Source organism: Mesorhizobium sp. M2A.F.Ca.ET.039.01.1.1, assembly GCF_003998035.1.
GTDB lineage: Bacteria > Pseudomonadota > Alphaproteobacteria > Rhizobiales > Rhizobiaceae > Mesorhizobium.
On the sequence record NZ_RZRY01000344.1, the window covers coordinates 1 to 6,748 of the forward strand.

Below are 6,748 nucleotides of genomic sequence, written 5' to 3' on the forward strand. Positions count from 1 at the left end.
TTCTGGAAGGCGTCGAGCGCGGCGCCGCCCCAATTGCAGACGACGATCTCATTGGCTTCCGCCGATGCCGCGCCGGGCCGCATCGCGACAGCGAGGCCGAGGCCGGCCATGGCGGTAATGAAGGAGCGACGGTCGATCCGACCGGATTTGAACTTCTCGATTGCTATTAAGGCTGCGTCTTGACCAAAGCGGTTGCTGGACATGGCTGTTCCCCTTTTTATGTCCGTCTGGAGTCCTAGTTTTCGGTGACTTCCTCCCGGGCCGGCGCCAAGCCGCCGGTTGGCGGCTCGGAACCGGTATTGCTTGCAGACCGCCGTAGCCGGCGGCCTGATGGCGGCGCGACCGATGCACGGACGACGAGTTCGACGCCGATGCGTTCGGTGACCGCTTCTGTTTTTCTGCCTGTGATGAGGTCCAGCAGCATGGCGACGCCGCGCCGGCCGAATTCGGCCGGAGACTGCCGCACCGTCGTCAGCGCCGGCGAAAGAAGGTCGGCATTGCTGATGTCGTCGAAGCCGATGAGCGAGACATCCTCGGGAATGCGCAGGCCCATGCCGCGCGCCGCGCGCATGGCGCCAAGCGCCAGCATGTCGCCGCAGGTGAAGACGGCGGTCGGCGGATCCGGCTGGCCGAACAGCTCCTTGAAAGCGCCGACAGCCTGGTTTTCATCATAGTCGCAATGGACCACCAGCCGGTTGTCGACCGCCATGCCCGCCGCTTCCAGCGCCTCGGCATAGCCGGAGAGCCGCTCGGTCGTGCTGAGCAGGCCATGCGGGCCGGCGATCGCGCCAATGCGGCGATGGCCCTTCTCGATCAGGTGGCTGGTTGCCATGCGGGCGCCGTCGGCGTTCCTGGCAAACAGGCGCGGCGCCCGGGCGCCCGGCACATCCTCGTCGAGCAGGACCACGCCGCCGGTCCGGTTGATGCATTTGACCAGCCGGCCGTCGTCCGAATGGTTGGTGAGAAGCAGGATGCCGTCCACCTGGTGGTCCTCGATACGCGCCAGGAAGGCGAGCTCATGATCCACCAGGTTGCGGCTGTTGAGCATCAGCAGGTTGTAGCCGTGCCGCGCCGCCTCCGCTTCGGATGCGGAGGCGATGGCGGCAAACAGCGGATAGGCGATGTCCGAGGTTATCAGGCCGAGCGTCTCGCTGCTGCCGCGCGTCAGCCGCCGGGCAATGGCGTTGGGACGATAACCGAGGCGCGCAGCCGCCTGCTCGATCTTCAGCGCTGTCGAGTCGGGCAGGCTGATGCGGCCGTTGAGATGGCGCGACACGGAGGTTACCGAGACGCCCGCTGCCCGCGCGACATCACGGATGGTGATCTTCAATCGATCCGACAAACGCTTCAACGCTCCCGGCAGGATGATGTTGAACTTGGCTGGTAAACCGGTTTCGTAGACCGCCCAAAAAAAAGGGGCCGCCGGCTCCGGACCTGACAAGGCGAGGGCAGGGACGGGAGCGATCACAGAACGTCTCCCGCACGGAAGAACTCCTGATGCTCGCGCTTGAGGGTGGCCTGGTCGAAGTCGACATTGCGAATGTGCGCGGCCATGAGGCGCGCGGCCTCGCCAGTCTTGCCGGCACGGACTTCATCGAGGATCGCGCGATGCTCCGCGATGATCGAACGGATGTGATCCGGCTTCATGCCGATCAGGAACTGAACGCGCATCATGTCCGCCGATATATGCTGGCAGGCAGCCCAGGCGCGGGGATGCGCGAAGGCAGCCGTCAGGCCCGAGTGGAAGGCCATGTCGGCGCGATGCAGGGCGCCCATGTCGTCGCTGTCGACCAGCCGTTCCTGTGCCCGCAACGACAGCTCGATTTCGTCGAGCGTGCCGGGATCCGGATGGACGCCGCTGTTGGCGATGACCGCGCTTTCCAGGGTCGAGCGGATGAACACGGCCTCGCGGACCCGGGTCATGTCGATAAGCGAGACGCGGGTGCCGGTTTGCGGCGAAATCTCGATCAACCCCTCGTCGAAGAGCCGGGTGAAGGCCTCGCGCACCGGTGTGCGGCTGATGCCCATCGCCTGCGCGACGTCAGTCTCGGCAAGGCTCGCGCCCGGCAGGACACGCGCGGTGATGATCGCCTCGCGCAGTTCCTGATAGGCCTTGGCCGAAATCGTGTTCCGTCGCTCGTTCTGCTCGGTCAGGATTGGCGCGTTCAGCTTTAGCATATCTGTATACTGGCATTCAGGAGTTTTGGGAGTCAAGAAGCGGTTTGCCGGAAACCAGCGGATTTCGTGGATCGTCGAGCGCTTTGATCGCCTCCGCGATCGCGGCCGCGGTCCCCTCGGGCGTTGGCAGGCCGCCGCAATGGGGTGTGATGCGCACGCTTTCATGCGCCCAGGCCCAATGATCGGCCGGCAGCGGCTCCTGGAGGAAAACGTCGAGCCAGGCGCCGGCGACATGGCCGCTGTCCAGCGCTTGCCTGAGCGCGGTCTCGTCGAGATGATCGCCACGCCCCAGATTGACCACATAGGCACCCGGCGCCAGCAGGCCGAAGAGCCGCCCGTCGAGAATGCCGCGCGTGTGCTGGTTGGACGGCAGCAGGTTGACAAGGAGATCGGCCCCCGTGACGGCCGGAACCAGTCCGCCCTCGCCATGAAAGGCGGTCACGCCGACACGTTCGCGGGGCGTGCGCGACCAGCCTGAGACGCGGAAGCCCGCTCCCGCGAGGCCCGACGCGACATGGCCGCCGATCATGCCCAGGCCAAGCACCGCGACCGACAAGGCGCCGCGGTCGCGGATCTCGGAAACAGCCCGCTGCCACCTGCGTGCGCGCTGGCTGCGGCGAACGGAAAAATCGTCCTGCTGGCGGGCGAATGCCGCGTGCATGGCGTAGTCGAGAATTTGCTGTGCTTGCGCGGGATCGCGCAGGCGCACGACAGGCATATCGTCGGGCAGGCGCGGATCGGAGGGCAATTGATCCGTGCCGGCGCCCAGGCAGAGCACAGCGCGCGTCGAAGCAGGCAGCTTCGCCATGTCCGGCGGAAAAGCCCAGGTCACCAGCAGGTCGTAGTCGGTGTCCGGGGCGCAATCGGTCCAGCGGCGGAATTCCACGCCGGGACAGGCCGAGCAACGCGGTATCGAACGCCTCCGAATAAGCGAGAGGATCGGCAAGCACGACCCGCACGGCGTCAACGGCCGTCGAAGACGAGGCCCGAGAGCCGACGCAATGCCAGCCACTCCAGTTCGGCGGCGCCGTCCGGATCGGCCTCATATTGCGCGGCGGTGCGTTCGCACACGTTGCTGGACGGAAGATGCACGGGCCGGCCGCTGCCAAGCACGGCAAGCTGGATGCGGCACGCCTGCTCGAGGTTGTACATCAGGGAAAACGCCTCGCCGACGGAACGGCCAACCGTCAGCAGGCCATGGTTGCGCAGGATCATGGCGCGATTGTCGCCGAGATCGGCGACGAGGCGCTGCTGCTCGTCCCGGTCGAGAGCGATCCCCTCGAAAGCGTGATATCCGACACGGCCGTAGAAGAGCAGGGCGGTCTGGTTAAGCGGCAGCAGGCCTTCTTCAAGGCAGCTGACCGCGACGCCCGCGGCGGTGTGCGTGTGCATGACGCAGATAGCGTCGGGCCGTGCCGAATGGACCGCCGTGTGGATGACGATGCCTGCCGTGTTGATCGGAACCTGCGTGCCCCGCATCTGGCGTCCTTGATGGTCGATCACCGCAAGCGAGTCCGCGGTGACTTCCCCGAACAGGTCGCCATAACGGTTGATCAGCAGGTGGTTCGGCTCTTCGGGCAATCGCGCCGAAATATGAGTGTGGATCAGGTCGTCCATGCCGAAATGGGCAATTAGCCTGTAAGCCGCCGCAAGTTCCTGGCGCATCGCCGTCTCGGTGGATGAAGTCATTTGCAGGTCGCCTCCTGTTAACGATCGGCATACCTGAACTCCTGTATACAGGTCAATAACGTCCGCTTGGTTTTCATTGAGCGGCGGTGTGCGGGAATAGTGTGGCTGCGGTGAACGACGCTTTAATCCGCGGCCTCTGGCGGGCATCGGCCGGAGAACTGCTCGGCCTGTCAGTCCGACGTAAACAGCGTCAGAACGAGGGGTCAAATGCGTGTGCTATGAAGCCCCATAAGTGACCACTCGCTCCGGCGGACGTCGGTTCGCATTAGCTTCGCGACTCAGGGTTCGCGGATGCTTTCGTCGAGACCACGCAGGAGCGGATAGAGGAAATATGACAAGATCGTGCGGTCGCCGGCCTTGATCTCCGCGGTCACTGCCATGCCAGGAATCAAGCGGAAACTGCTCGGCACATCACGCAGATCGGTCGCGGTCAATTCCACCCGTGCCTTGTAATAAGGACGTTGTTGCCCACCATTCTTCGGATCCTGTGTGAAGGTGTCGTCCGAGACGGTTCGAACCTTACCGGACAGGGTACCGTGCTTCTGGAAGGCCCACGCCTCGAGTTTCAGGCGAACTTCACTGCCGGCCTCGACATGGCCGACATCGAGCCCCTGGACAGAGACTTCTGCCTCCAATGGAGAACCCAGAGGAACGAGCGTATAAAGCGGCTCTGCTTCTTTCAATACCGAGCCAACAGAGCGCTGCGCCACTTCGAGCACGATCGCGTCGGCGGGTGCGGTTAACACCGTGACAGCCTTCCGCCGCAGCGCCTTGTCGAGTTCCCTGGCCGCGGCATCGTGATCGCGGCGCGCTTGGACTAGTTCCTCGGCGGTCTTCTGGCGGAACTCTGCGAGGTAAGCCGCTTCCTCGGCCTTCAAGCGTTCCACATTCTCCTCAAGCTCAGCCATGTTATTGCCCGCAAGCAGCATTTCCTGCTCGACCTGCAGCCGCTGACCCTTGGCAGACAGATAGTCGACCTTCGAGCCGACCTCCCTCTTCAGCAGAACGTCCCGCATCGTCTCAAGATCTTTCGCCACGCCAAGGCGAACCTCCAATGCCTCGCGATCGGCGCTCTTGGTCGCCATCTGGGCTTGAACATTGCGGATCTGCCGATCGTAAGAAGCCAGCTTCGCCTTGTTCTCCTCTACCCTCCGGATCCATATCGTCGACTGCAGGCGCGCTTCGTCATCCAGGTTTTGGGGGTTGTATGGCCGGTCGTCGAGCTCGGACTCGAGCCGCCCGATTTGCGCGGCGAGGCTCGCGACCTTTCCCCGCAATTGATCGGCATCGGCTTCGCTGAACGTCGCGTCGAGGGTCGCCAATGCGTCGCCTTTCCGCACGATGTCGCCCACCTTGGCGTCGATGCTGCGCACGGTCGAAATCTCGAGCGGCTGCACCACAATCGTCGAGGCCGTCGTCACCAGCTTGCCCGGTGCGACCACGATCTGGTCGACCTTGGCTACCGAAGCCCAAATGCCAGCGACCATGATGACCGCGACAAGTACGTACAGCGTGGCTCCCACGACCCAGGGCGGGCGCCGCTCGTCAATCTTGCGTGCATCGCTTTGAAAGTCTCTCACCGCTGGAAGGAGCGTGCTCATCGGGCAAGGTGCCTGTTCTGCTGGTTCCAAAGCTGTCGGTAAGTCATGCAACGGGACAGAAGTTCGCCATGTTTCCCGTGATCGACGATCCGGCCGCGATCGAGCACGACAATGGCATCCGCTGCGACGAGCGAGGACAGACGGTGCGAAACCATGACCACGGTTCGCCCCTCGGCAATGCGGGCAAGGTTTGCCTGGACGATCGCCTCGCTCTCGGGATCAAGCGCGGAGGTCGCCTCGTCCAGGATGAGGATGCGCGGTTGGCGCAGCAAGGCACGGGCGATCGACAGGCGCTGCTGCTGGCCGCCCGACAGGTTGGTGCCGCCCTCCTCGAGCAAGGTGTCGTAGCCCTGCGGCAGTAGTTTGATGAACTCGTCGGCACCCGCCATCGTCGCGGCGTGGACGATCTCCTCCAGGGTTGCATCTGGCCTGGTCGCGCCGATGTTCTCGCGCACGGTGCCGCGAAACAAAAAGCACTGCTGCATCACGACGCCGACATTGCTGCGCAGATGCGGGAGGTCGAGCTCGCGAATTTCATGACCGTCGATCCGCACCGAGCCGTGCTGGATCGGGTACGTGCCGCGCATCAGCCGCGTCAATGTCGACTTGCCCGAGCCGCTGCGCCCGACGATGCCGAAAACCGAACCGGCCGGGATGGTCAGCGACACGTCGTTCAGGGCCGGCGGAGCGCTGTCGCTGTAGCGGAAGATCACATGCTCGAACTCGACAGTGCCCGCGATCGGCGGGCGCAGGCCGCGCACATTCGGTGGCCGCTCCGGACTGCGGTTCATGATGTTGCCGAGCATTCGCACCGAGAGCCCGGCCTCCTGGTAGCCTTGCACCAGACCGACGATCTGTGAGAGCGGCGTGGTGACCCGGCCCGACAGCATGTTGAACGCGATCAGCGCGCCCACCGTCATCTGGTTGTCGAAGACCAGCAGGGCGCCGAAGCCGACGACCGCAACCGTCAGCAGCTTTTCGAGAAGCCCGATCACCGCCTGCGCCGAGGTAGAAATCCGCCCGACGTCGAACCGCGACTCGGCGGCCTGGGCGCAGAGCGCGTCCCAGTCGCGCTGGCGCAAGGGCTCGGTCGCCAACCCTTTGACCGTTTCCATGCCGTGGATGGTCTCGACGAGATAGGCCTGACGCTGCCCTTCGGCCTCGTAGAGGACGCGCAACTTGCGGCGGTAGAGCGGGATCAGCCCGCCGATCACACAGGCGGTGACGGCGGAAAAGCCGAGCACCATTGTGGCGAGACGACCGCTGTAGAGGAACAGCAG

6 protein-coding genes and 1 pseudogene are annotated in these 6,748 nt (G+C 64.4%); all 7 read right to left on the bottom strand.

All coding sequences use genetic code 11. The features are described from left to right. A pseudogene (locus EOA24_RS23040) lies at positions 1–203 on the bottom strand (ABC transporter substrate-binding protein); the annotation flags it as partial. Between the two features lie 32 nt (positions 204–235). Next, on the bottom strand, positions 236–1,330 hold the full coding sequence (locus EOA24_RS23045) for a LacI family DNA-binding transcriptional regulator (RefSeq protein WP_189562004.1): 1,095 nt from the start codon (positions 1,328–1,330) through the stop codon (positions 236–238). A gap of 134 nt (positions 1,331–1,464) precedes the next feature. Next, the gene (locus tag EOA24_RS23050) at positions 1,465–2,178 is read right to left on the bottom strand and encodes a GntR family transcriptional regulator (RefSeq protein ID WP_189343128.1); all 714 of its coding nucleotides are present in this window, start codon (positions 2,176–2,178) and stop codon (positions 1,465–1,467) included. 16 nt (positions 2,179–2,194) lie between these two features. Next, positions 2,195–3,064, bottom strand: coding sequence for an NAD(P)-dependent oxidoreductase (locus EOA24_RS23055; RefSeq protein ID WP_189354158.1), 870 nt, complete (start codon positions 3,062–3,064; stop codon positions 2,195–2,197). A gap of 77 nt (positions 3,065–3,141) precedes the next feature. Beyond that, positions 3,142–3,867, bottom strand: coding sequence for a class II aldolase/adducin family protein (locus EOA24_RS23060; RefSeq protein WP_126082682.1), 726 nt, complete (start codon positions 3,865–3,867; stop codon positions 3,142–3,144). 278 nt (positions 3,868–4,145) lie between these two features. Next, a complete protein-coding gene (locus tag EOA24_RS23065; protein WP_126082683.1) occupies positions 4,146–5,468 on the bottom strand; it encodes an HlyD family type I secretion periplasmic adaptor subunit in 1,323 nt (440 codons plus the stop codon). Beyond that, positions 5,465–6,748 (bottom strand): peptidase domain-containing ABC transporter (locus EOA24_RS23070; RefSeq protein ID WP_133374577.1); only part of this gene is annotated, 1,284 nt, incomplete at its 5' end. The genes EOA24_RS23065 and EOA24_RS23070, both read right to left, overlap by 4 nt.